Annotated in this window: 22 protein-coding genes and 1 pseudogene; all 23 read right to left on the reverse strand. The window is 43.2% G+C overall.

Translation table 11 applies throughout. The annotated features are described in order from the left end of the window. The 23 genes and pseudogenes from P9989_RS17295 to P9989_RS17405 all read right to left on the reverse strand — a co-directional run bounded on the left by P9989_RS17295 (nucleotide 1) and on the right by P9989_RS17405 (nucleotide 24201). Complete coding sequence (locus P9989_RS17295; RefSeq protein ID WP_283076109.1) at nucleotides 1–306, reverse strand: UxaA family hydrolase; 306 nt, start codon at nucleotides 304–306, stop codon at nucleotides 1–3. A 21-nt stretch (nucleotides 307–327) separates the two neighbouring features. Continuing rightward, nucleotides 328–1449: a UxaA family hydrolase gene (locus P9989_RS17300; protein ID WP_283076110.1), complete on the reverse strand. Its 1122-nt coding sequence runs from the start codon at nucleotides 1447–1449 to the stop codon at nucleotides 328–330. Between the two features lie 102 nt (nucleotides 1450–1551). Then, entirely contained in the window at nucleotides 1552–2466 is a 915-nt protein-coding gene (locus P9989_RS17305) for a dihydrodipicolinate synthase family protein (RefSeq protein WP_283076111.1), read from the reverse strand. Between the two features lie 42 nt (nucleotides 2467–2508). Next, nucleotides 2509–3411: a fumarylacetoacetate hydrolase family protein gene (locus P9989_RS17310; protein ID WP_283076112.1), complete on the reverse strand. Its 903-nt coding sequence runs from the start codon at nucleotides 3409–3411 to the stop codon at nucleotides 2509–2511. A gap of 74 nt (nucleotides 3412–3485) precedes the next feature. Next, nucleotides 3486–4952, reverse strand: a complete 1467-nt coding sequence (gene gucD / locus P9989_RS17315; RefSeq protein ID WP_283076113.1) for an alpha-ketoglutaric semialdehyde dehydrogenase GucD — start codon at nucleotides 4950–4952, stop codon at nucleotides 3486–3488. A gap of 83 nt (nucleotides 4953–5035) precedes the next feature. Beyond that, nucleotides 5036–5941, reverse strand: coding sequence for a fumarylacetoacetate hydrolase family protein (locus P9989_RS17320; RefSeq protein ID WP_283076114.1), 906 nt, complete (start codon nucleotides 5939–5941; stop codon nucleotides 5036–5038). 88 nt (nucleotides 5942–6029) lie between these two features. Continuing rightward, nucleotides 6030–6806 (reverse strand): IclR family transcriptional regulator, encoded by a 777-nt coding sequence (locus tag P9989_RS17325; protein ID WP_283076115.1) that lies wholly within the window; start codon nucleotides 6804–6806, stop codon nucleotides 6030–6032. Nucleotides 6807–6890: 84 nt separating this feature from the next. Further along, entirely contained in the window at nucleotides 6891–7835 is a 945-nt protein-coding gene (locus tag P9989_RS17330) for a U32 family peptidase (RefSeq protein ID WP_283076116.1), read from the reverse strand. 18 nt (nucleotides 7836–7853) lie between these two features. Next, the gene (locus tag P9989_RS17335; protein ID WP_283076117.1) at nucleotides 7854–9128 is read right to left on the reverse strand and encodes a nickel pincer cofactor-dependent isomerase, group 22; all 1275 of its coding nucleotides are present in this window, start codon (nucleotides 9126–9128) and stop codon (nucleotides 7854–7856) included. A 14-nt stretch (nucleotides 9129–9142) separates the two neighbouring features. Continuing rightward, nucleotides 9143–10186 carry a TRAP transporter substrate-binding protein gene (locus tag P9989_RS17340; protein WP_283076118.1) on the reverse strand — a complete coding sequence of 348 codons (1044 nt, stop codon included), beginning with the start codon at nucleotides 10184–10186 and terminating at the stop codon, nucleotides 9143–9145. Between the two features lie 17 nt (nucleotides 10187–10203). Beyond that, entirely contained in the window at nucleotides 10204–11253 is a 1050-nt protein-coding gene (locus tag P9989_RS17345) for a C-terminal binding protein (RefSeq protein ID WP_390304698.1), read from the reverse strand. Nucleotides 11254–11274: 21 nt separating this feature from the next. Further along, nucleotides 11275–12555 carry a TRAP transporter large permease gene (locus P9989_RS17350; protein ID WP_283076119.1) on the reverse strand — a complete coding sequence of 427 codons (1281 nt, stop codon included), beginning with the start codon at nucleotides 12553–12555 and terminating at the stop codon, nucleotides 11275–11277. Nucleotides 12556–12575: 20 nt separating this feature from the next. Further along, on the reverse strand, nucleotides 12576–13103 hold the full coding sequence (locus tag P9989_RS17355; protein WP_283076120.1) for a TRAP transporter small permease: 528 nt from the start codon (nucleotides 13101–13103) through the stop codon (nucleotides 12576–12578). A gap of 13 nt (nucleotides 13104–13116) precedes the next feature. Then, nucleotides 13117–14145: a TRAP transporter substrate-binding protein gene (locus tag P9989_RS17360; RefSeq protein ID WP_283076121.1), complete on the reverse strand. Its 1029-nt coding sequence runs from the start codon at nucleotides 14143–14145 to the stop codon at nucleotides 13117–13119. A gap of 81 nt (nucleotides 14146–14226) precedes the next feature. Beyond that, complete coding sequence (locus P9989_RS17365; protein WP_283076122.1) at nucleotides 14227–16428, reverse strand: dihydroxy-acid dehydratase domain-containing protein; 2202 nt, start codon at nucleotides 16426–16428, stop codon at nucleotides 14227–14229. Nucleotides 16429–16637: 209 nt separating this feature from the next. Then, entirely contained in the window at nucleotides 16638–17057 is a 420-nt protein-coding gene (gene larC2, locus P9989_RS17370) for a nickel pincer cofactor biosynthesis protein LarC2 (protein WP_283078963.1), read from the reverse strand. Between the two features lie 55 nt (nucleotides 17058–17112). Next, nucleotides 17113–17856: a nickel pincer cofactor biosynthesis protein LarC gene (gene larC, locus P9989_RS17375; protein ID WP_283076123.1), complete on the reverse strand. Its 744-nt coding sequence runs from the start codon at nucleotides 17854–17856 to the stop codon at nucleotides 17113–17115. Continuing rightward, the gene (gene larB / locus P9989_RS17380; RefSeq protein WP_283076124.1) at nucleotides 17853–18623 is read right to left on the reverse strand and encodes a nickel pincer cofactor biosynthesis protein LarB; all 771 of its coding nucleotides are present in this window, start codon (nucleotides 18621–18623) and stop codon (nucleotides 17853–17855) included. Before larB ends, larC begins: the two co-directional genes overlap by 4 nt. A 25-nt stretch (nucleotides 18624–18648) precedes the next feature. Next, complete coding sequence (locus tag P9989_RS17385; RefSeq protein ID WP_283076125.1) at nucleotides 18649–19293, reverse strand: sulfite exporter TauE/SafE family protein; 645 nt, start codon at nucleotides 19291–19293, stop codon at nucleotides 18649–18651. A 642-nt stretch (nucleotides 19294–19935) separates the two neighbouring features. After that, nucleotides 19936–20778 (reverse strand): aldo/keto reductase, encoded by an 843-nt coding sequence (locus tag P9989_RS17390; protein WP_283076126.1) that lies wholly within the window; start codon nucleotides 20776–20778, stop codon nucleotides 19936–19938. A gap of 140 nt (nucleotides 20779–20918) precedes the next feature. Further along, nucleotides 20919–21988 (reverse strand): annotated as a pseudogene (gene cobT / locus P9989_RS17395) (nicotinate-nucleotide--dimethylbenzimidazole phosphoribosyltransferase). Between the two features lie 387 nt (nucleotides 21989–22375). Continuing rightward, the gene (locus P9989_RS17400; protein ID WP_283076127.1) at nucleotides 22376–23377 is read right to left on the reverse strand and encodes a LacI family DNA-binding transcriptional regulator; all 1002 of its coding nucleotides are present in this window, start codon (nucleotides 23375–23377) and stop codon (nucleotides 22376–22378) included. A gap of 197 nt (nucleotides 23378–23574) precedes the next feature. Beyond that, a complete protein-coding gene (locus P9989_RS17405) occupies nucleotides 23575–24201 on the reverse strand; it encodes a bifunctional 4-hydroxy-2-oxoglutarate aldolase/2-dehydro-3-deoxy-phosphogluconate aldolase (protein WP_283076128.1) in 627 nt (208 codons plus the stop codon). Nucleotides 24202–24224: the final 23 nt, after the last annotated feature.

The raw sequence follows: 24224 nt of genomic DNA on the forward strand, positions 1-24224 counted from the left end.
TCACTTAACCTCCGCTGTACTTAATCGCTCATTGTTTTTCAGACCGCGGACATTAAACACGTGAACATGATAACCTGGAGGAATTTCCTCTGTGGACATCCCCATGCACTCTCCGTACTTAATAACCTTCTCCTCCTTATCAATAAATGAGATTGCTATTTTGTGCCCATACGCAATGCTTTCCTTCACTTTAATCGTTTCCTTTACTCCCTGGATGGAAAGCATTTCACCAGATTTAATCGTTCTTAAGGCAACGGCTACATTATCCTTCTCATTTAACTGAAGTGCATTAAATGTTTGTTCCATTTTGCTTCCTCCTACCATGGATCAGAATGTTGTCCCTACATGAGGAATCGAAAATTCGCCCAGTTCAAACTCTTCCAGCTTTGTCTGTTTTCCTGAACTGATGTCCAGCAGCTCTTGTATTACTTTTCTCGCCTGTATTGAAAAGTCCTCCCCAGTAACCGTATAATCAACAAGTTCGTCAAACGTACCACTGGCACTTTGTGGTGTAAGCGTCATACATGGAAGAGCGATGGATCCTGTCAAGGTCCCTCTGCTGCTGACGACTAACGCAATATTACATCCGCATGAAGCCATATTTGATAACGTCTCAACGAGGTTACTGGATGCTTTCGTCATATAAAACCCGCTTCCTTCAGGCCGCTCATTATAGTGAAGCAAGCTTTTTATAGGGCTTGTTCCTGACATTTTTTCCTCAAGAGCTGCTAAAGCTTTTTCCTGATCGGAAAACGGACGAGGGGAGATTAGCTCCTGATTGGCATCTTTCCAACGTTTGCGCTGCATGCCGCTTCCTAAGTCTGATAATCTAGCTTTTACCTCCTCTTTTTCTGCCCGGTCTGCAAGCGAGCGGCCGGCTGGTTCTAGACGATCTGTGAGAGCCATAACAACCTTCGCATCTTGTTTTACTAATCTATCAATCACTTCACTTACTACCGGATAGACCTGCTCTAAGGATTCTTCATCTATATCAACCGTAACAATCCCAACCGTCAAATAGGACAGGGGCAGGCGCTCTCTATTTCGTTCAGCCGCTTCTGACCACTTCTCCGCGATATGGACACCTTTTCTAATCGTATTTTCTCCGCCAGCTAATTGCTGAATACCGATTCCTTCAATCGGCTTCGTTTTCGGAATGCTATCAAGTAATCCTGAAATCTGGTTCGTCTCACACCCTAATCCTACAAGAAGTGCTGAATACAGATTTGGATTGGAAGCTACACCTACCAGCATATTTTTGGTTACATGAAAATCATCTCCAAGTTGTGCGCATCCGTTCGAATGGATAAGGGGAATCGCTTCGGGTAATTGGTCCGAAATCTCCTTGGCAATCACACTGGAACAAATCACTGAACAAACCACACCGATATAATTTCGTGTACCCGCGGTTCCATCGTTTCTTACATATCCTTCAAAGTAATTGTCCATGGGCTAATCTCCCCTTTCTTTCCCTAAAGCTATGAGTTAGTTTTTTAAAAAAAAGAGCCCGATGCAAATCCGACTCTTCCTCTAAGCTGCCAACGCAGCACTTCAGTTTGAAAAAGTATATTCTTTTAATAGTTTGCTGACTCTTTGTTTCAATTCATTGGTACTTGGCAGACAAGGAGACCTGGAACCCGTTTCATTTTCTAACACATGTTGATGGACAGCCTCTTTTATGGCCATAAATAATGGATCACTATATTGATAGATTGGCATTAATTCAATCAATTTCTGATGGTATTGGATCGTTTCTAAGTATTCTTCTTTCTGAAATGCTTCATAAAGCTGGACAGATAAGCGTGGTTCAAAAACGGCGGTACCATTTATCGAGCCATCTGCTCCAATTTGCAAAGCTGGCAGAAGATGTTCATCGAAAGCAGCAAACACGGAAAAGTCCGGACGCACCGGTTTTATCGATAAAATCATATCTCTGATATGCCCGATATCTGCTACCGTTTCTTTGATTCCAACAATGTTCTGATGGTCCTTAGCAAGTCGGCAAACCAAGTCACTGGACAAATTTTGCCCGGTTAATTGAGGAATATTATATAACATGATAGAAGTTGATACATGGTCCGCGATGGTGGTGTAGTAATGGTATAGTTGATCTTCTGAATACTTCCAGTAATAAGGGTTCACGATTAAGACCCCGTCAGCCCCGACAGACTCTGCATGCTGAGACAGTTCAATGGTTTCCTTTAAAGACGTAGTCCCCGTGCCAACAAGGACAGGAACTCTTCCATTTACGTGCCGAACCATCTCTTCAGCGAATTGCTTTCGTTCCTCTTTCGTCAAAGCTGAAAATTCTCCAGTACTTCCCAAATATAAAAGTCCGTGTACTCCTTGATCGATCAGGACGTCTGTTAACCTTTGGTTTTCATCCCAGTCAAATTCTCCATTCTGGTCAAACAAAGTAACTACCGGTGGGAAAACTCCCTTGAATAAAATGTGTTGATTTTCCAAAACAGACCCTCCCTTCTTTCCTAGTTTCTCCTTAGTAGGGGCCTACTCCTGCCCGTCAATAAATTGATTCGTTAACGAACCAATATTTTCAATCTCGATTGTCACTTCATCTCCGGCCTTAAGCCAGCTTTGTTTCTCCTCAGGGTATCCCATAATCACACCCTCCGGCGTCCCCGTCATAATCATATCGCCAGGATAAAGGGTCATGTGATCAGATAGATAAGCGATGATTTCCTCGCAGGAGAAAATCATATCCGATGTTTGTGAGGATTGCCGGACTTCTCCATTGACTACAGTACTTATGGATAGTTGATTTGGGTCAGGAATTTCATCTTTGCTGACTAAGTAAGGTCCGACAGGTGCGAATCCATCACATGTTTTACCGAGCAGCCATTGAGGTGTTTTCATTTGCAAATCCCTTGCCGACAAGTCATTCGCATTACAATAACCGTACACGTAGGAAAGCGCCTCTTCCTCCTTAACACGGCTTACCTCAGCACCAATAACAATCGCTAGTTCAGCTTCATAATCCACCTGCTGCGATTTTACAGGCAGCTTGATATCTGCACCGTCACCTGTGAGAGCGTTGCTAAACTTACTAAATACAATCGGGACTTCTGGGATCGGCATATTCGACTCTGCCGCATGGTTCCGGTAATTTAATCCTATACAAATAATCTTTTGAGGATTGTCAACACACGGGCCAAATTCAAGTGTTTCTTCCTTATGAAAAAGCGATGATTCCCCTTCCTGTAAAGCTTGTAGGACCAGCTCTTGCAACAGTTCTCTGCCCTTTCCTCCTGAATAAAGGAGCTCAGTGGCAGTGATTGGCACTTCTGAATAACCTGCGAATGTTTTGGCAGCAGCGTCCACATCAAGGATTCCCCTGTCCGTCTTCACGCCCATTTTTAGGCCATGATGCGTTTGATACATCACCGTTCTCATTGGACTTCCCTCCATTGTAATCAGAAGAGATATGAGGTGGCGATTACCCCATATCTCTTCTGAAAATTGTTTCATTAAGGTTTCACATAAACGGTCTTAATAGATGTGAAAAACTCTTTAGCAGCTGTACCTTGCTCGCGTGAGCCGGAGCTTGAGTCTTTCATCCCGCCGAATGGAGCCTGGAGCTCTACGCCGGCCGTTTCAAAATTCACACGGACTAAACCTGCCTCCACTTCGTCGATAAACTCAAACATATTATCGATATTCTTCGTGAAGATCGATGCACTTAGTCCGAATGTGACGTCATTGGCCATTTCTAACGCCTTCTCAATGGTATCGACTTTCATTAAAGCCAGAACAGGTCCGAAAATCTCTTCCTGAGCAATGGTCATGTCTTGATTTACATCTTCAAAAATAGTGGGTTCAACATAAAAGCCATTTTCCAGTTCAGGGTCCCTTGGCCTTTCACCTCCCAGAGACAGTGTGGCTCCTTCTTCCTTCCCTGTTTCAATGTAAGAAAGAACGGTATTTAACTGGTTTTCATTGACACAAGGTCCCATCCACACATGGTCTTTCATTCCATCCCCGACGGTAATTTCTCGTGTCCTTTCTAGTAACCTTTCTCTGAATTGTTCATAAATTCCTTCTTGTACGATCACCCGGCTAGTCGCCGTACACTTTTGTCCGGTCGAACGCAGACCACCGCTAATCGTTGCTTCAACAGCCTGTTCCAGGTCTGCATCATCGGCCACAATGATTGGGTTTTTCCCGCCCATTTCCAGTTGGAATTTTGCTCCTCGTGCTACCGCTCCTTCTGCTACACTTTTCCCAACTTTATTTGAACCGGTGAATGTAAGCCCGTTTACACCAGTATGCTCAATGATTCGCTGACCAACAATTGAGCCTCTGCCAGTGACCAGATTAACGACACCCTCAGGCACCCCTGCTTCTTCCATACATTCAATAATCTTTGCTGCTGTAATAGCTGCTTCCTGGGCAGGTTTAATCACCACTGTATTCCCATAAATAAGCGCCGGCGCCATTTTCCAGATCGGGATTGCTACCGGGAAGTTCCATGGGGTAATAATTCCGGCAACTCCGAGCGGAACGCGATTGGTGTACATGAGTGCTTTACTGTCTGAAGCAGGGATGACATCTCCCGTGTCCCTCATGCCTTCGCCTGCAAAGTAGCGGAGAATCGCAATTCCCCTTGAAGTTTCTCCTTTTGCCTCTAGTAGGGTTTTCCCCATTTCTTTCGTCAGAGTTTCGGCAATCTCCTTATGTCTTTCTTCCATAACAGAGGCTATCTTGTAAAGATAGTTACCTCGCTCCGCTCCAGAAAGTTTCCTCCAGCCTTTTTTAGCTTTTTTAGCTGCCTCTACTGCCCTGTCAACATCTTCCTCGGTAGAGTTCTGGATATAACCAACAATCTCATTTCTATTCGCTGGGTTTAAACTAGAGATAAGATCTTCAGATGTTGAGTTCACCCACTGATTATTAATAAAGTTTTGATAGGTCACTGCAGTTGTTTGAACAGTCATTTAAGTCACTTTCCTTTCCGTAGTACGTTTTGATAAAATTCCCCGAACCGTTAGTCCGCCCTTACATCTCACAAAGAACACTTCTATTCGCGGTCAAAAACAAGCTGGCTGACCTGGCTTTTTACACTGTTGACGAGAACACCAATCCCAGGTACTTCAATTTCAATTTGATCTCCATCCCTCAGGCTGAATTCATTAGGCGGAACGATACACGTACCTGTTAAAAGCACGGTGCCATCAAACACTGTATTATCCTTTAAAAGATAAGCAGCAAGTTCATCAAACTTTCTTTTCAGCTGTTTCATACTGGCGGTTCCTTCAAAATGCTTCTCCTGATCACGGTAAATCCGACAGGTGATTTCCAGCTCATAAGGATCTTCCACCGTCTCGGATAGACGAATCGCCGGTCCGAGCGCACATGAGTTTTTCCATACCTTTGCCTGCGGTAAATATAGCGGATTTTCCCCTTCGATATCTCGACAGCTCATATCATTTCCGATCGTGAAGCCAAGAATCTGACCTTTATTGCCCAGCACGAGACCAACTTCGGGTTCTGGGATTTGCCAATTGGAATCGCTTCTTAAATAAACATCTTCTTCTGGTCCAACCGTTCGTTTATTAGTTGATTTAAAAAAAATTTCCGGTCTCTCGGCATCGTACACTTTATCGTAGAATGTCGCTGCATCCAGTTTTCCGCCAGTAGCTTCATAGTTCCGTTCATCACGACTTTTTTCAAAAGTAACGCCCGAAGCCCATACTTCTTGTGCTTCAATCGGGACAAGCAGCGACAACTCATCGTACGGTATCTCAAGGGGAAGAGACTGGCTGATGATTTCCTCAACGACTTGAAGCGCAGTAGACTCTTTATCCTCAGCTTGTCTAACAATCTCCAAAAAATCTTCAAAAGGTAAATCGTATATTTTGTCCTCGTCTGTTACTGCAGCTAGAGCTGGTTTATTTTCTTGATTTGAATACCGGATAATACGCAATTTCTCATCCTCCAATTAGTTTTATATTATAAAACTTAGTTTTTATTTATAGACATAGCGAACGAAGGCTCTTGTTCTTTTAAAAAAATTAATTTCTCATAAATGAGCTGTGGTTATACCCCATTTGAGCGGAGATGTTTTCTCCTGTTTTTTTCAGCTGTAAGATGACAGCATCCAAATCCTCCATCTTCATTCTTGCTGAAGGCATGGAAAGGCTAACGGCAGCAACCACCTGGTTCATGTGATCTCTGACCGGAACAGCAAAGCAACATACTCCTGGCTCATTTTCTTCCTTTTCAAATGCATAATCACGTTTTTTAACTTCTTCTAACTCATTACGAAACGATTTCTCGCTCGTAATCGTATGAGGTGTTTGTTTTTTATAAATATATCCATCAAGAATTCTGTTTAGTTCTTCCTCTCCCTTAAAGGCAACTAACGCTTTCCCGACAGCACTGCAGTGCACCGGAATTCTGCGGCCGATACGAGAATAAAGAATCGTCCCGGAGGTTCCTTCCACTTTGTCTATATAAACACCTTCCTTATCATCTAATATGACAAGGTTAATGGTATGACCTGTCTTCATGGAAAGGTCAATAAGATGCCTTTTAGCGGTTGAGCGAATGTCAAGATTGTGAATCACAAAGTTCCCTCGCTCAAAAAGCTTCATCCCTAACTTATATTTACCATTCTCCATATTTTGTTCAATATAGTGGTTCTTTTGAAGCGTTTTCAAAAGGGAGTGGATCGTACTTTTATTTAAATGCATGCGTTCACTGATTTCGGTAATCTTTAATTCTGGAGAGTACTCGTCAAACAAATTTAGAATAGAGAGTGCTCTGTCCACAGATTGTATAATTGGCATTTTGATCATCCTTTTTTGACGTAAGTTAGTTCTATAATATCATATAGAGTTTTATTTTTTGTGGACAGAAGATATCGCAACAAGTTATGGTACGCGTATTTTATCTACGGGAAGCCCCAATCCCTCAGCACCTCTTTCTGAAACTTTGAGGTGTAGACTATATCTATGAAGCAGGTCCATCCCGATACGCGCTCGGCGGACACGTTCCTTAGACAGTGCGATAGAGGTATCCTCAATATGGGTGCCCGATGGATAAATGTTCGGTGCATTTCGCAAACCAAATTTAATGTACACCGGGGCCGCCACACGGATGATTTCCGGAATTTCGTAATGTCTGATAAAACCGCCGATATCATCTGGGACTTCTACGTAAATATCAAGCGGAATATCTACAACTTGCCTGATGGCTGAGAGTCGAGCAAGCGTCAGGTCAGTCGGTACATTAAAGGTATTGGCCCCATGATTCTCCATCATGTGAATCGATATCGGGTTGGACTGCCCCATTTGTACAGAGACTTTGACAACCAAATCATGTGGCAGTTCCCCTGACTTCTTAAATTCATTGACTAACCATAACAGTCCCTCATCAGCAACTAAAATGCTGCGGATTCCCAGGTCGCACGCACGCTTGACATCCTCTAGGGAATACACAAGCTGATCCATTCCCTGGACACGATGTCCTGCTATTTTTCCTCCACCTGTCCATTGCATGGCAGTGACATCCCAGCTTCCTCGTGGACCAACGAACAAACTAACCTCAAGCTGTTCCTTTCTGCCTAAATCGGCCATTTCCTTCAGTTCTTCATCCGTTAATAGCATAATGCCGCTTCCCTGGGATATACGATGGATGGAAAGATCATACTTACTACAAGCCTCAAGGACCGCTTCAAATGACCTTGGCCCTTCAACACTTGGAATTTCTACACGATATTGCGCACCATCGGGAAACGTTTTTGCCGAACTTGGCAAGTCATAGGCATCCGAATCCGGAAAACCTAATTCTTTTAATTTACGTCTCGTTTGCTCCATAGTTACAAAACCCTCCCTTTACTTGATATAGCTTTTCTCAAGCCATGAAAAATCAGGATCGTCAGGCCTCGTTAACATTTCTAGGTCATCCCGACCCTCCGTTTCTGGAAGCATACTTTCTGATATCCATATGTCCTTAATGTCAAGGGTGTTGCGAATCCGAATCATTCTGACCTCACTTAGGTCGAGCGCGTTGCACGTTTTAATGGCTGCTTTCACAGCAAGTTCCTCCGTTTGGAGAAACATAGGAACTTTTACAGTTCCCACGACTGTACTAGTCAATGCGTTGGCGTATCCTTGCGCGAAATCAATACTATCAAATACTCTCTTTGTTGTGATATCTGCCAGACCAATGCCATTGGCGTTACCATGAGTTTTCTCTGTTAACCCAAGAACGACAATCCGTTTCGCATCAAGGCCCCCGCTAGCATAGGGGGTGGCGTAGTTCCCGGTAATATTAGGGTCCATACCGTCGCCCGAAATATCTTTTCCCAGCTCATCAACTACTAGAACATCTGCTGTATCAAACAAGATTCTCGGCATAAGACGCTTCGCTTCAAGCAGTAGCTCGGGCTCAACTTCAAACATTTTATCTGCCGGGACTACAATAATTTTGGCAGGACGATCATAGGCATTTTCGATCGTGCCCAGCCCAAAGATAACCGGTGTTTTATCCATGACGATCTTGGCCATCTCGGGCACGTGATCCGCCATATACTTAAAACCATAGGAATGTGCAGCCTCTGCCCCCCTTTGCTTCCCAAGTCCAATGGTAATCATCTTCATCAGACCGCTTTCAATCGGCCCCCGAAAAGCCGTATGCGGCTTAATTCGGTTAATTACAATGACTTTATCGGCCTGGTATGCGTTTTTATCCGTGAAGATGGGGAGTCCATTGGGCAGACTCCCTACCTCCACAACATCCATACTGGACTTTATCGGCGATCCAACAAATTCTTCGGTCACTCCTAACTGCTCAAGGACCTTGATCTGGCCTTCAGCTGTTGCACCGCCGTGACTCCCCATTGCCGGTACTACAAAAGGGACGCCGCCCGCTGATTTAACCGCCCGGGCGACCTCTCGTACCAGGATGGGGAGATCGGCTACCCCCCTGCTCCCTACAGCCAACGCAACCTGATCCCTTTCTGAAATGGATGACAGCACGCCGGACTCCCGGATTTGTTCCCTTACTTCCTCTGAGACATCAGGGATTTCCGTGTCATTAAACCTTTGCCTCACCTTTGCCATTCGAGGAATTGGTGTATCTCGCACCAACCTGTTTACAGTTTCCATGGAAACCTCCTTGTTTAGTTTTCGCCGCGCATTTTCTTCAGCTGTTCATTCATTTGCTGATACAGGTCTTCACCGTATTTCTTAGAATATTTGTCAATAACCGGCTGAATCAGTTCTTTGATTTTTTCTTTCTCTTTCTGAGAAAACTCGTTCACCTTTATACCTTCTGCTTTTAATTCTTCAAGCGCTTCTTCGTTTGCCTTCCGGTTCGCCTTTCTCTGATATTCACCTGCTTCAATTGCTGCTTCCTTAATGATTTTCTGCTCTTCTTCCGAAAGATCGTCCCATGTCATCTTACTGATCAAAAAGACGAATGGCGTATAAACATGTTTCGTTAAGCTGAGGTAATCCTGCACTTCGTAGAATTTGTTTGACAAAATCGTTGCCAGTGGGTTTTCCTGCCCATCAATCGTTTGCCCTTCAAGTGCTGTAAAAACTTCGGAAAAAGGCATCGGTGTTGGATTCGCACCGAGCTTTTTAAAGACATCTAAATGAACTTCATTTTGCATGGTTCGGATTTTTAATCCTTCAAAGTCTTCTACGCTATCCACGGGATGGACACTATTCGTCAAGTTTCTAAAGCCATTCTCCCAGTAAGCTAACCCGACCAGACCATGCTGTGGTAATTTATCCAGCACCTTTTGACCCACTGGTCCGTCAAGAACAGCGTCCGCTTCTTCACCACTGTTAAATAGGAACGGAAAATCAAAAATACCAAATTGCTTAATGGTACCGACCATTGGGGATGTAGACGGAATGGTAATATCCAGAGTACCCGCCTGAAGTCCTCCTACCATCTTTTGGTCATCACCTAATTGGGCATTATAATAGGCGTCAATTGTAATTTTACCGTCCGTTTTTTCCTCGACTATTTCTTTGAACTTAGCCAATCCCTGCCCCTCTGGATGTTCTTTCGGCAATCCGATCCCCGCGCGAAGCGTACGTTCCTGAATGCCTGTTTCACTCGAGCCGCTGGTTTCCGTGCTGCCACATGCCCCAAGTACTACCAAACAAGGAATCGCTAAACCAATCATTAGACCTTTCAGCTTTTTCTTCATGTACTTCCCTCCATTTATTAATTTGATAAAAGTGCGTAACGCCCGCCTCCATCATTTGATTGAAGACGTAACGTTTCTTTCACCTTTTGATTAATCAAATATTTAGGATACTGATCGTGTAAAAGGACATCCGCAACTCCCATAGCCACTTTCGAACGCATTTCTTTTTCAGCTTCCTCAGAGTACCAGGCCATGTGAGGGGTCAAAATAACTCCCTCCATTGTTAAGAATGGATGATCACGGCTAATTGGCTCTGTTTCCACGACATCTAGGGCTGCACCTGCTATCAGGTTGTTTTCAAGCGCATCAATCAATGAAGTTTCATCGACAACCGGCCCTCTTGATGTGTTAATCAAAAAAGCATGGTCTTTCATCAATTTGAATTCCTGATCCCCAAGTAAACCTCTTGTGCTTTCAGTGAGAGGAGCATGTACGGAAACTATATCGGATTCCCGGCATAGATCTTCCAATGAAACTAATTTCACTCCATGTTTGGCTGCCTCCTCTTCCGGAAAATAAGGATCATACGAGAGGACATTCAACCCGAGAGCTTTAACTTTTTCGGCCAGTGCCTGAGGGATTTTCCCGAATCCTATCAAGCCGAGTGTACGCTCTCTCAATCTATGAATCGGCCTCGTCTTCTTAAAGTCCCATTGATTTTGCTTCGTTTCTTTATCTGCCATTGGAATCTTTCTAGTCCAGCTCAATAATAAAGCCAGGGCATGGTCGGAAACTTCGTCCATACAGTAGTCGGGAACATTGGTCACACAGATTCCCTTTTCTGTCGCTGCAGTCACATCAATAGTATTTACGCCAACTCCATAGCGAGCAATCACCTTACAATGCTGCAAGGATTCTATGACATTACGGCTGATAGGAGCATATTGATTAATGATCGCATCAGCGTCCTGGCAATAAGCAATTACCTCGTCTTCTGATTTGCATTGAACAGGAAGCACCTCAATTTGATCGTGTTCGAGAATGTCCATTTCATAATTTAAGCTTTCAAACTCCCAATCTGTCACCACGACTTTCCATTTACCCATAATAGATTTCGTTCCTTTCATTAATAAGTTAAATTCTCCACGTTAAGTAAACCATCCGAGCGGAACTGTTACGATTTCTGGGAAGACAATTAGTAAAAATAGAACAGTTACATGGACCAATAGAAACGGCCATATCCCTTTCGTCAACTCCACTATACTGATTTTACTTATTCCACAAGCCACATAGAGAACAGTGCCAACCGGCGGTGTAATTAGTCCGATACTTAGATTGATGATCATCACAATCCCGAAATAAACAGGATCAATACTGGCCATTTCAGCGATCGGCAGCAGCACCGGGGTGAAAATCAAAATCGCTGGAGTTAAATCCATTACACAACCAACTGCTAGTAGTAAAACAGAGATCACAATCATGAGGAGAATTTGATTATCCATAAAGGGTGATAACAAATTCGCCATATCCTGAGGCACATGCGCTACCGTGATTAACCAGGCAGCGACAATAGCTGCAGCGGCCACCAACATGACGACACTGGTTGTTTTAGCCGACGCAACAAACACGTTATAAAGGTCACTGATTTTTAACTCCTTATAGACGAACATCCCAATAGCCAGGGCAAAAAACACAGCTACTACAGATGCTTCTGTTGGTGTAAAAACACCTGCACGGATTCCGCCGATAATAACAACCGGCAACGTCAGAGCCCACAAAGTCGGTTTTGTAACTTGCCAAATTTCTTTCATACTTTTTCGTTCGGGCAATTCACTTTCATCATTTTTTCTTGAGATAAATAGCCATACTGCCCCTAATCCGCCTGCCATAAGAATTCCTGGAACGATCCCCCCCATGAATAATTGGGAAATGGAGACACTGCCTGTTACTCCAAATAGAATCATCGGAATGCTCGGCGGGATGACGACTGCAATGATTCCCGCAGCTGCTACTAACCCTGTCGATCTATTTTTGCTATAGCTGCGCGCCGTCATCATCGGGATAAGGATGGCACCGAGTGCAGCTGTATCTGCTACAGCCGATCCGGACAAACCGGCAAACAATACACTGGCAATAATAGCAACATAACCGAGCCCTCCTCTAATGTGGCCGACCAATGCCATCGCAAAGTCTACAACTCTTCTGGAAATCCCTCCGGCGTTCATCAGTTCACCTGCCAGAATAAAGAAAGGAATAGCCATTAATGAAAAGCTGTTTGCTCCACTAATCAGGTTTTGGGCGACGATTTGACTATCAACCATCCCTAGCAAAAACATTAAGGCGACGGCACTTAGAATCAGCGCAAATGCGATAGGAACGCCGAGTGTCAGGGCACCAAATAGCGATCCTAAGAAGACACCTAAAGCCATTCATTTCACCTTCTTTCCCATTAATAGTTTTCTACTTTGTAATCCGTTTGCTCTACTTGCTCGTCCATTTGAGATGCCGGCTTGTCTTGAATCAATGCCCTCACCAGTCTCACCAGGACGATACCACCCATTGCAATACTCGCGATAATTCCAACGCCGTATACATACCCAAGCGGGATATTTGTAGCTGGAGAAAGTCGCTGCATCGTTAGCATCGTCATCGACCAGCTCCCTTTAAGGAAAAGTCCCAGCGTACCAAGAACAAGGAGATTGCTGATGATGAAAAATACTTTCTTGGCCTTTGGCGGCAAAATCTCTGTAACAATATCCATATTTAAATGCATATTATCCTTCATTGCTGCAATGGCTCCTAGGAAGACCAGCCAGACAAACAAGTAACGGGACATTTCAGAAGACCAAGTAATCCCGGAGTTAAATGCATAACGCAACACCACATTAGCAAACACCAGAACAAACATCGTTGATAAACAAATGAATATGGTAACACCTAATGTGTGATGCAGAACCTTGCCTAGTTTGTTTAACATCCTTATCCCACCTCTATTCCGCTGCTTTTCTGATTCTCTCTACTAGATCCTTTGCCCAAGGGTATTTTTTATAGTGTTCTTCATATAAGGGTTGTACGGCTTCTTTCATCTTTTCCTTGAATTCCTTGCTTGGTGTTATAAACTCCATTCCATGCTTTTGAAGATATTTCTTATCCTCTTTGTAGCTTTCCGCAAGCAACTCCCATTCGTGATTGGCTGATTTCTTCGCAGCTTTTTCTATAATTTCCTGCTGCTCTTTAGATAAGCTGTCCCAGAATTTACTGTTGATGATATACAGATTCGGACTGAACATGTGACGCGATTCCAGCTCATGAGTCTGTACTTCATACCACTTGGAAGCTCTTACTGTTGCGATTGGATTATCCTGACCATCAATAACTCCTTGTTCCAACGCTGAAAATACTTCTGAGATCGGCATAGGGGTCACATTAGCGCCTAAAGCTTTTCCTACATTAATATAGGAATCAATCTTCGGCATTCTTAAACGCAGGCCATCAAAATCCTCCATGCTTTCAATAGGCTGGTTACTTGAGAACATCCTAAAGCCGTTCGCACTCCAAGCTAGAGGATGAACCCCATGCTTTTCCTCAAGATTAGCCAGGAGTTCCGCTCCAATCGGACCTGTTAACACCTTTTTCACATGTTCAAAGTCTTCAAAGAGAAACGGCCACTCTGGAACCCCCAATTTAGGAAGGGTGTTCTGCATAATCATTCCGGGGATCCCCATCTCAATGGTTCCGTTACGAACGCCGTCATAAAATTCTTGCTCAGCGCCTAATTGGCTGTTCGGATAGATCTCCACTTTAATTTTTCCATTCGATTGTTCTTCAACAGTAGGCTTAAACACTTCTTTTAAAGCAATATTTTGCGGGTGGTCAGGTGCGAAGTAGTTGGCCACCTTGATGGTGACCTTTCCTCCTCCCGTTCCACCTGAAGCACTGTCACTTCCACATCCTGCGAGAAAAGCGGCTACAGCAACCAACGAAATGAAAACATACACCAAGCTCGATTTAAGTCTCATCGTCTCCTCCTCATTGTTCCATATTATAAAACTAAGTTCTGTTATTTGGTTGCAGATAGGTCATGGATGTTCCCTAAAATACTACTTCACAACACGAGATTCTGTCTTGCCCTCTACCGTAAATGGAATATCGGCATCTTCCTTAACAGCCAACGGAACTACCCCTTCAGCTGCATCCGTACATCCTATAAAGCGATTAGAAGCGGCCACTGTCTTTTGGCGTTTTTTCATTACAGATTTTCTCTGCTTGCCAAGTTCTTCCCTGTCTTCGTTCAACTCACCTTGATAGTACTCGATTTCTCCCTTATTAAATTGGTGATGATCAAGCAATTCGATTCGTCTTGAACGAAAACGTAAATGGAGGACATCCCCCTGTTGCAAGTATAAAACTCCGCCGCCATGATAGGATTCCGGTGTCATATGCCCGATCGCAGCTCCATAAGAGACTCCTGAATACCGGCCATCGCTAATCAGAATAGCAAGGCGTCTTAATTGGCGGTTTGCATTAATATGTTGCATGGGTGTAAACATCTCCGGCATTCCAAAGGCCTCTGGACCTTGCCCGGCGATAATAACCGATAACTTCAAGGTTTCATCTTCCACCATACGGTCAAACAGTTGATTATAGGTTAACGGTGACGATTCAGAGTATGTGTCTGGACTATTGTATTCCCACATCTGCCGTAAGTGCTCCTGCGGGAAGGCTTTCTCGTCCCGTAATTCACTTAATAGTTTGTCATTGAGAAGCTGCTCATTCGCTTCTTCCTCATTCTCAAAATAAAGCACGAAAGAAATCTTCTCATCAAACTGATCCAGCTGATGTGTAGGCATTCCACTAATTTTAACGACAGCGCTTTCAAAGAAATTACCACTTAACACATCAACACCACTAAAGTTCCTTCGCGGTTGGCTTAAGATAATAGGATTTTCTTTTACCCCATCTGCGCTCAATCCCTCTGTGTTGCTCAGTCTTTCTTTCCATGTCTGTCCAGTAACGGTCAGTGCATCGACATCCATCGGCACTCCATTTTCCATTAATTCATAAAAAAGTGTCTCCGTCCCTCTGATATCACCGGAACAACATTGCTGGGCCAAAGCGAAAATATCTCTGCCCTCGGTTAAACTGTAATTAAACAAATCAGGTATTGGATTCAGCTGATGGATTTTCTCAACATCCCATAGGCTAAATTCATATCCTGCATAAATCATCGCCCCGACAATGTGCATCATTAAATTGGATGACCCACCACCGGAACTATGGATGCAAATCGCATTCTTCATATTAGCTCCGACTAACTCAGCAACACTGCACTCAGGACGGTTCACAATGGAAAACAGTGATTCAATTGCTGGATTCAACTGCTCCTGGGTAGGCGGTTCTGTTAAAATTTCTAAGTTCGGATGAGCTAATCCGAGACCCGCCATCACGTCCCGTGAACTATTACCCGTCCCGTGAAAGGCACAAATCCCGCCAGCTGCATCACAAGTATTAACAGCGAGCCTTTTCTCAAAGTAATTATGCCGCTTCGAGTTGATGATACCGCTTTCAACAGCACGAGTTAAAACACCTTGAAACTGCGTATTCGAGCTGCATTGTAAAATGTAACTTAGGGCGTCGTACAAATCATCGGCAATATTTTGCTCCCCCATTTGTGAAGCTTTTTCCGCAACCGACTTTAGATCCTCCTGTAAATCTTGCGGGATTTCTCCACCTTTTAACACATGTGATGGAGCAAAAGTGGCAAATACCGGCGCTTCCCCACGTAAACGGCGGACCCGATCAAGTAGTGCTAGTCCACTTAATACACCCAGCGGCTGCTTATCACACCCCTGAATAACGAAAGCACCATGATAACTATGAGCCTCCATCTGATTAACGACCATCTCAGCAATCGCATTGCGGCTCTGGAGAGAATATGACATTCCCATATTACTTTGCGCGGTTCCATCGCATAGTACCGGTGTACTGAAGTAAAATGGAACTCCGCCTTCCTGCCAGATCTTAATGGCTGCCCTTGAGACGGTCTCCATGTCTAAAATATGGGCAGGATGGTCAGACGATCCTCCAATAATAGCTATCCTTGGTGCATTCTCATGTAGTCGATTATAAATTTCCCCTAGTGTCCAATCAGATTCTACCTCAGTGTAGCCGAGAAGCTGCTTCGCGCGATCCAGTAATCCAGCCACCGTAATCGGTTCGTTGGCTTTACCTTGGACATTGTCTCGGTAAGGATTAACGGAATTGTTAATCCTTGGTGATTTGATTTCTCCTTTTTTTCCCATAAGCATCCCTCCGTAATGTGTTAGGTTGTCCTGCTCAATGGCGACTTCAATTTGTTTTACATTATAAAACTTAGTTCTATATAGATATTACAAATAAGATATTACATGATCTTACAAAACAAGTCAACGACAATTAGCAATTTTCTAACTATTTTAACACCCATTGCCGAAGACCGTGGTTGAGCCATTACCACTTGTTTTGAGTCCTTTTACATATTGCTCCATACCTCTTGATAAACGTTTTTTAAAGGAATATTGTGTTGTGCAGATATTTTTCGACAATCTTCATATTCAGGAGCCCTCTGAACAACTTCACCACCGTACCGCCCTTCTTTTACTGAAACTTCCCCCCATGTTGTGGACACTTTATAAAATCGCCGCTCCAAACGATGCACGGAGACAGGGAAGTACCGAATCCCAAGTGTTGTCGTTTCCTGAAATAAAATGCTCCTCACTTCGCCAAGTTTCCCTCGTTCCGCTAAAATTTGCATCATCACACCAGGCCGGTTCTTTTTCATGTAAATCGGAAGGTAAAATACATCATTCACTCCCGCTTCCAACAGTAAATCCATCACATGTCCCAGCCACTCACCAGGAATATCATCGAGGTTTACTTCAATTTTCAGCATGTTGGCATCGATGTGTTCATCTTTATGAGAAAATGTCACTACTGCTCCCCCTTGATTAGTACGTTTCCCCGATCATGACCCGAAGGACATTGGGATGATCTTGAAAATCTTTCGTTCCCGCTCCATAGCCTACAGTGTCTACCTTAATCGACGGAACCGCTCCGAATGACTGAACAAGTGCAGCAATTATCCCGGCACCCGTTGGTGTTGTGAGCTCTCCTTTCACTTCAGTTTGCTGCAGGGGAATACCTTTTAATATTTCCATCGTCGCCGGAGCCGGTACTGGATAAATTCCATGGTCGATATGGATTTTGCCGCTACCTGTTGGTATAGGTGAAGAGATAATCTGATTTACTCCTAACTGTTCAAGGGCGATAGCTGTACCGACAATATCAACAATGGAATCAATTGCCCCTACCTCGTGAAAATGAACTTTTTCAAATGGAATGTCATGTATTTTAGCTTCTGCCCGACCTATTTTCTCAAAAATACTCAATGCCGTATCTCTCACCTTGTCTTCGAAGCCGGCAGATTTAATCATGTGGACAATATCCGCATGGTGTCTGTGATGATGATGGCTGTCCTCAGTACGTTGTTCTTCAGTAAGGTGAACATCAAACTTTGTGGCGGAAATGTCGTTCTTCACAACCTTCGTCCACTCTAGTCGATACTCTGATTCAATATCAAGTTTTCTTAACTCCAGCTCAATGATGTCTGGGGCAACCCCTGCATCGACTAAAGCTCCTATCGTCATATCTCCGCTGATTCCTGAAAAACAATCGAAATATAATGTTTTCATACCTTCACCTGCTTTTCTGTTATTCGCTGGATTAATGTTGCATTGTAACCTGCTCCAAATCCATTATCGATATTGACCACACTGATTCCAGGGGCACACGCATTCAGCATGGATAGTAAAGCGGACATCCCTTCAAAATTAGCCCCATACCCAACACTCGTCGGTACAGCAAATACAGGGTGATCAACAAGACCGCCTAAGACACTTGCTAAAGCTCCCTCCATTCCTGCCACTACAATAGAGGCCGAAGCACTCTTAATGGTGTCAAGATTTTCAAACAACCGATGAATCCCCGCTACCCCCACATCATATACACGTTGTACTTCACAGCCGAATACTTCAGCGGTCACCGCAGCTTCTTCTGCCACAGCTAAATCTGATGTTCCTGCACAAACCACAGCAATATATCCATTTGACCGCACTAAAGGCAGTTCCTGAGTTTTTGAATAAAGGGCTCTAGCTGTTGCTTGATAGCTGAAATAGGGGAGCTCTTGTAAAATAACCTCTGCTTTTTCTGGGGCTATACGAGTGGCCAGCACACTCTTATTTGTTTTCACCAATCGCTTTAAAATCACGATAAGCTGTTCAACCGTTTTTCCCTCACCAAACACAACTTCCGGGAAACCTGTTCTTTCCTGACGGTGATGATCAAGTTTGGCAAAACCAAGATCTTCATACGATTTCAATAACGAGGCAGCTTGTCCAATATCGAGTTCTCCCAAACGTACTTTTTCTAATATCATTTCAATAGATTGTCCCTTAGTCATATATCCCACCACCTTATCTAGATTATTAGCTCATCCATAGCTTAAATAGGCCTTCCGTAATGCCCAAATTATAAACATAGTAAAGACCGAAACCCATACTTATAAATCCGGTCGCTCCCGTAAGCGTTCTGTTCAGGCGTTTTCTGCCCGCGCTTAAAACAAAAGGAACCCCGATAATCGTTGTAAATAGCAGCATACCGGCAACCGTACCCAAACCAAACACAAGTATGTAGACAGCACCTTCCCAGACGCTTGATACCGTTGATGCCGTTAACAAAATCATCGCAGCACTGCCGGCTAATCCATGAACGAAGCCTATTACAAATGATTTCATTACTGTCATATTTCCCGAATCTTTCTGTACATGAGCACTTCGATATGCAAACAATCCTTTAATTCCTAAATAAATCAGCATCAAACCAACGAGAAACTCAAAGGACATCGCCCAGACTTCAGCAATTTGAACCTTCATCATGATGACAGTCAACCCAATAATGAGCAGGGTAAACGTGTGACCAACACCCCAACTCACCCCTGTAATTGATGAACGTCTTAACGTTTTGGTCTCACTGGCGATGTTTGAAACAGCAATCACATGATCTGGTTCTAACGAATGCTTTATCCCTAACAAAAAACCAAATAACAAGATAGATAGGAAACTGACTTCCATGTTTTGTACGCCCCCATTTTATAAAATAATAGATGTGTTCCTTTGCTTGCGGTAACTAATTCTCCCTCCTTTTTAAATTGTTTAAGAGACAATTGAACTTAGCATTTGGTACTGCTAGTTGTATCCAAAATGTTCAAAAAGTTCTGGATATGAACGTTTAAAATATTTTATCATAACTTTCTGAATTTGGAATTTATAAATGTAAAAACGGAAGCAGAAAATCAATCTTATAAATGGGGATATCCGTATTTTTTACTAGGTATAAATAACTATTCGATTTGTACTGCCAAAGACTACTTCAGCGCGCAGCACAATGAAAGGCAGACTTCATCTTATAGGGGTTTCTAAATCTATTATTGTAGCCATAGCAGCCCAGAACCTTGAAGCCCATTGGATCATAAAGCCTCTTTTATCTAGAAAAGTTATTAAATCTATCAATGTTATCTCTAATTTGATTAGTTATTATACAAGCCCAAAATCACCCTTTATAGGATGAGGCTTTTGATACATTTAGGATGTTAAAAAGATATTACTTAAGAATCAATAACCACACAATGTAACCTTTTATTTTATAAAACTTTTTACCAAAAAAAGCCCATCACTCATTCAAACAAGTGTGGGCTGATAGGTTGCATCTAATTGTTAAAACTCTTCATAAATAGCAGGGTCTTGATCTTTAATTCTGCCATCCGGGCGAGTCAATTCTGCAATCATATTCATTTCGGCCTCGTCTAGTGAAAAATCAAAAATGGATAGATTTTCGATTTGACGTTGAGGAGATGAGGATTTAGGAATGGGAATGCTCCCCAGTTGATAGTGCCAACGCAAAATAACTTGCGAAATCGTCTTGTTATGATTCTCAGCAATCTTTCTAATCGTTTCATTTTGTAATACGTCATTGGCTCGAGCTAACGGACTCCAGGATTCTGTTTTAACGTTGTTCTCTTCGTGCCATGCTCTTTGCTGTTCCTGATTGAAAAATGGATGCAGTTCGATTTGGTTAATGCTCGGTATTACACCGGTTTTTTTTTCTAGTCGCTCCATATGTTCAGGTAAGAAATTACAAACACCAATCGAACGGATGAGTCCCCATTTTTTAGCGTCAATTAATGCTTGCCAGGCTTCTACATAGAGACCTTGCTTAGGGTTGGGCCAATGGATCAAATATAAATCATAATAATCCAGATTTGCGCGATACAAAGATTCTTGAATGGTAGTGAGAGCTTTATCGTATTCCTGATAACGTCCTGGTAATTTGGAAGTTATTTTTAATTCTTCCCTCGGAATCGAACTGCGCCGAACGGCTTCACCTACCGTGCCTTCATTTTCATAATTATAGGCCGTATCAATGAGCCGATAACCTTGATCAATGGCACTATTGATAGCATGGACACCTTCATTTCCATTAAGTTTATATGTACCCAAACCTATAACCGGCAAAGTTACACCATCATTAAGCGTAATCTCCGGGATTGATTTACCCATAACCCGTCACTCCTTTCCTATTATTTTAAGATTACCACCTACTTGGATTGAAATCCAAATATTCAATTTCAAATGCTTCAATTATAAGCTTGTACCTTCCCGGAGGCATCTTCTTACCATTACACGTGTTATCTCTTAGCCTATTCACTTTTGTCTTTTGAAGAAACTCCTGCCGATTCAAATGTAGCCATTTCCTTCAACAATAAGGTTGCCGCTTTTAAAATAGGGAATGCGACGGCTGCACCCGTTCCTTCACCAACCCTCATCCCCATATTGATCAGGGGTTGTTTTCCAATTAATTCAATCGCTTTTTCGTGGCCAGGTTCAATAGACTGGTGGCCGATAAACATATAATCTATCACTCTTGGTGTAAATAATTTTGCAACAACCGCGGCCGTGGTCGAGATAAACCCATCCACCAATATGGGAATACGGTAACTGGCTGCGGCAAGCATTGCCCCTGTCATCCCGACAATTTCCAAACCACCAACCTTCGACAATAGATCAATCGGGTCATTCCGATCTGGCTTTCTGTTTAAAATAGCCTTTTCAATGACGTTCCTTTTATGTATAACACTTTCTTTTGAAAGACCTGTACCCCTGCCCACCAGTGTATCAATCTGTTCACCACTCACAACTGAAATAATGGCCGACTAGCTGACGTATTTCCAATTCCCATTTCACCGAGAATCAGGCATTTTGCTCCTTGTTCAATCATCTTCTGTCCTTGCTCATAACCTATTTCCAGCGCTTCGATGACTTCATTCCGTGTCATGGCATTTTCTTTCGCAAAATTACCTGTTCCGTGCCGTACCTTTTTTGCAGTTAATCCTTCCTCTTCGATATCCGAGTCGATACCAATATCGACAATATTAAAATAAGCATCGATGGATCTGCTAAGAACATTTATGGCTGCTCCATTGTTTAAAAAGTTCCGGACCATTTGTTCGGTTACCTCTTTTGGATAAGCAGAAACCCTTTCAGCCGTCACACCATGATCGGCTGCAAATACGATTACCCCCGGTTTTGAGACCTCTGGGAAAGAACTTCCCGTTATCTCAGCCAACTCAACGATTACCTCCTCAAGGCGACCTAAGCTGCCAAGCGGTACGGTGAGAGAATCTAAATGTCTTTTTACACGTCCTCCGGCATCCTGATCCAATTCAGGTATGGAAAAAGACGATAATATAGTATCAGTCAATCTAATCATCTCCTTAAAAACTTTCCCTTAGAAAGGGTTAACATCAATAAAGTAGAAGCAATGTAACAAATGGAAATGTATCAAACATAAATCCATTCACACCAAGTATATTTTAGAGTCTTCTCTGCACTCGATGTTAAAAACCTAACTAACTCATCTAACGAACCTATAAACTTCTCAACCTCAGTTAGGTAATAAAAGGTGGTTGTAGTAGTAAAGATATCAAATCTATTTAGGTCAGAGTATCCTAATAGCATGGTTCGACTTCCGTACTCAAAACTCCTTTTTCCTCCAAACAAATTCTCAGTCAGCACACAGATTAAAAAGGGCGCACTATTCGAATAGTGCGCCCACTTCATAAATAAACTCAAATCCCAGGTCGTTTTGGTCATCTTCCTACACGGAATCTCTGATCTTCAATTCTGGTTCGAAGCGGAAGTTGCCGTAATCTTCCACGTCCTTTTGGTTAATTTTTTTCAACAACGCCTCCGCTCCCCTTTTTCCGATCTCAAAGGTCGGCTGGGCGATAGTAGTGATAGCAGGAGTGTAGAAGCTGGCGAAGGATACATCATCAATCCCAATCACAGCCAGGTCCTCAGGGATCCGCAACCCATGTTGTTTAACATATTTCAAGATTTCGATTAGGACCAGGTCGTTTCCAGCCAGGATAGCTTGAGGCGGTTCATCCAATTTCAGTAAATCTGCCATGGCCTGTTGGATGTCCGTCGATTTTGAAGTTCGCACATAATTATCGATGATCGGTAATCCTTGTTCGCTCATTGCTTTTTCATACCCTTTGATCCGTTCAATCCGTGGAGTAATATGATTAATGATCGATGTCGTGATGATGCCGATCCGGCGATAACCTTGTTCAACGAAGTGTTCAACCGCGAGTTTGGATGCTTGAAGATTATCTAGCAATATCGATGGAATTGAGATATCTTCTACCGTCCGGTCTAGAAAAACGACCGGGTAACGCGCGTTCAACATCTGCTGATATAAATCCCGGTTGTTGCCTGTCGGGAAGATGATCAAGCCATCAACCTGTTTCGCTCGCAGCATTTCAATATAATGCTTTTCTTTGAGCGGGTCGTCATCTGCATTACAAATAATCGTGTGATAGTCGGAACTGATGCAAGCATCTTCAATAGCGCGTACGACCTCTGTTGTAAAATTATGAAGGATATTGGCGACGATGACGCCAATTGACCTCGTCGATTTCAGTTTTAAACTACGCGCGACGATATTCGGCTGATAACCGAGTGTTTCGATGGCTTCTTCAATTCGTTGCTTCGTGTTTTCCCTCATGGAGTCGTACCGTCTATTCAAATAATGAGATACTGTGCTCTTCGATACTTTCGCATGAGTAGCAACATCTGATATCGTTACCGTTTTCATTTAAACTCTCCATATCTGTAAATAGATTCCGTTTCATAAAACGGTTTAGTCTTTGTACTATTACTATTATAGAGTTCTCTCCCCATCAATGAAAATCCCACTCTGTGTAAGAATTCGCCATAGAGAGAAAACACCCGTCTTTGAGCGAGCGACAGGTGCTTTATGGATAAAATAGGGTCGTTTCATCACTTATACATTTATAACTGAACGCTCTCTACATACTCCTTGGCGAGCTTTTCTAATTCCCGCCAATTCTCCTGTCCGATCAATGATTTATTGACGAGCGATCCTCCGACTCCCACCGCAACAGCCCCAGCTTTCATAAAGGACTCGATATTACCCAGATTAACTCCGCCTGTCGGCATCATTGAAATATGACCGAGTGGCCCTCTGGCATCTTTGATGAATTGCGGTCCGACGACACTGGCCGGGAAGACCTTCACCATATCGGCGCCCCAGAGATCAGCTTGATGGATTTCTGTTGGTGTGAATACACCTGGAATCATGATGACGCCTTGTTCTTTGGTGAACTGGATCGTCTCTTGATCAAGAATCGGGGCAAAAATGAAATCAGCACCTGCAGCAATCGCATTTTTTGCTTCATTCTTGTTCATTACGGTGCCGGCGCCGATCACCGCTTGGTCTCCATGCTCCGCTTTCAGCTCTTCAATGAGTCGGAGTGAATCATCGGAATCCATTGTCACTTCAATGCCGGTGACTCCACCTTTGACTAACGCCTGCACGAGCGGCTTCACTTTTTCTGGTTCGACCTTCCGGATCACAGCGACAATTTTTGACGATAGCATCTGATCTAGCTTACTCATTTCAAGCTCCTCCTTTCATTCCG

The sequence above is a fragment of the Halobacillus naozhouensis genome (genome assembly GCF_029714185.1).
Classification (GTDB): Bacteria; Bacillota; Bacilli; order Bacillales; family Halobacillaceae; genus Halobacillus_A; species Halobacillus_A naozhouensis.

What these genes read in the sequence shown, in the direction of transcription:
- P9989_RS17295 (WP_283076109.1), bottom strand. Translation starts at nt 306, where the DNA reads ATGGAACAAACATTTAATGCACTTCAGTTAAATGAGAAGGATAATGTA.
- P9989_RS17300 (WP_283076110.1), bottom strand. Translation starts at nt 1,449, where the DNA reads ATGGACAATTACTTTGAAGGATATGTAAGAAACGATGGAACCGCGGGT.
- P9989_RS17310 (WP_283076112.1), bottom strand. Translation starts at nt 3,411, where the DNA reads ATGAGAACGGTGATGTATCAAACGCATCATGGCCTAAAAATGGGCGTG.
- gucD (WP_283076113.1), bottom strand. Translation starts at nt 4,952, where the DNA reads ATGACTGTTCAAACAACTGCAGTGACCTATCAAAACTTTATTAATAAT.
- P9989_RS17325 (WP_283076115.1), bottom strand. Translation starts at nt 6,806, where the DNA reads ATGCCAATTATACAATCTGTGGACAGAGCACTCTCTATTCTAAATTTG.
- P9989_RS17330 (WP_283076116.1), bottom strand. Translation starts at nt 7,835, where the DNA reads ATGGAGCAAACGAGACGTAAATTAAAAGAATTAGGTTTTCCGGATTCG.
- P9989_RS17335 (WP_283076117.1), bottom strand. Translation starts at nt 9,128, where the DNA reads ATGGAAACTGTAAACAGGTTGGTGCGAGATACACCAATTCCTCGAATG.
- P9989_RS17340 (WP_283076118.1), bottom strand. Translation starts at nt 10,186, where the DNA reads ATGAAGAAAAAGCTGAAAGGTCTAATGATTGGTTTAGCGATTCCTTGT.
- P9989_RS17345 (WP_390304698.1), bottom strand. Translation starts at nt 11,253, where the DNA reads ATGAAAGGAACGAAATCTATTATGGGTAAATGGAAAGTCGTGGTGACA.
- P9989_RS17350 (WP_283076119.1), bottom strand. Translation starts at nt 12,555, where the DNA reads ATGGCTTTAGGTGTCTTCTTAGGATCGCTATTTGGTGCCCTGACACTC.
- P9989_RS17355 (WP_283076120.1), bottom strand. Translation starts at nt 13,103, where the DNA reads ATGTTAAACAAACTAGGCAAGGTTCTGCATCACACATTAGGTGTTACC.
- P9989_RS17360 (WP_283076121.1), bottom strand. Translation starts at nt 14,145, where the DNA reads ATGAGACTTAAATCGAGCTTGGTGTATGTTTTCATTTCGTTGGTTGCT.
- P9989_RS17365 (WP_283076122.1), bottom strand. Translation starts at nt 16,428, where the DNA reads ATGGGAAAAAAAGGAGAAATCAAATCACCAAGGATTAACAATTCCGTT.
- larC2 (WP_283078963.1), bottom strand. Translation starts at nt 17,057, where the DNA reads ATGCTGAAAATTGAAGTAAACCTCGATGATATTCCTGGTGAGTGGCTG.
- larC (WP_283076123.1), bottom strand. Translation starts at nt 17,856, where the DNA reads ATGAAAACATTATATTTCGATTGTTTTTCAGGAATCAGCGGAGATATG.
- larB (WP_283076124.1), bottom strand. Translation starts at nt 18,623, where the DNA reads ATGACTAAGGGACAATCTATTGAAATGATATTAGAAAAAGTACGTTTG.
- P9989_RS17385 (WP_283076125.1), bottom strand. Translation starts at nt 19,293, where the DNA reads ATGGAAGTCAGTTTCCTATCTATCTTGTTATTTGGTTTTTTGTTAGGG.
- P9989_RS17390 (WP_283076126.1), bottom strand. Translation starts at nt 20,778, where the DNA reads ATGGGTAAATCAATCCCGGAGATTACGCTTAATGATGGTGTAACTTTG.
- P9989_RS17400 (WP_283076127.1), bottom strand. Translation starts at nt 23,377, where the DNA reads ATGAAAACGGTAACGATATCAGATGTTGCTACTCATGCGAAAGTATCG.
- P9989_RS17405 (WP_283076128.1), bottom strand. Translation starts at nt 24,201, where the DNA reads ATGAGTAAGCTAGATCAGATGCTATCGTCAAAAATTGTCGCTGTGATC.